Source organism: Oleiphilus sp. HI0061 (assembly GCF_001635675.1).
In genome coordinates this window covers 1-599 of record NZ_LWFE01000659.1, presented here as the reverse complement: position 1 = coordinate 599, position 599 = coordinate 1, and the positions used below count along the sequence as shown (strand labels likewise).

1 protein-coding gene is annotated in these 599 nt (G+C 44.6%); it reads right to left on the bottom strand.

The window, feature by feature from the left end:
* On the bottom strand, positions 1-439 hold a 439-nt coding region (locus A3735_RS08345; RefSeq protein WP_156499529.1), incomplete at its 3' end, for a YgjP-like metallopeptidase domain-containing protein.
* Positions 440-599: the final 160 nt, after the last annotated feature.

The window sequence follows — 599 nt, the reverse complement described above, 5'->3', positions numbered from 1 at the left end:
GATTCTCAGGTTTCTTAGCCAACGTGACATTGAGCTTACCGCGACTAAGTTTTACAGCAGGCGTTAGCTCGTCATCGAGAATCACTTTGAGAACATAGCGCTTACCTAAATAGAATTGCGTTTCCCCGCTGATATATTGTTTCGGTAGCACGTATTCGTGTTGTCTTGCAAAGTCTTGAATATTCTTCCAAATCCAACGAGCACGTTTTGCGATGGCCTTTTGGATTGATTGCTCTGTTGCATCATAAGGCACCGTGGCAACCACTCTTTGGTCAGGGTGGACTTTAATTAAGACCTTGCGTGCTTTAGCAGTATCAGTACTTGCTTGATGCTCGCTTCTGCGAATAATGTCGTAATGAATTACGTCATCACCATATGCTAATACGCCTCGCTCTTGTGTATGAGTGCAAATCTCAGCGCCCATCCCGCTTGAAGACATAGATCCCTCTCCCTTAATCGCGGTGTAGGCCGAGGCGAGTAATCTTCAACACTTCTTGTATATAGCGCTCTGCGTCTTCCAAACCAAGGTCCGTAAATAACATTGGCAGAAGTTCTTTGCTGATAGCATTTTCAATCTCAGATGGATTTATGGAGTACTC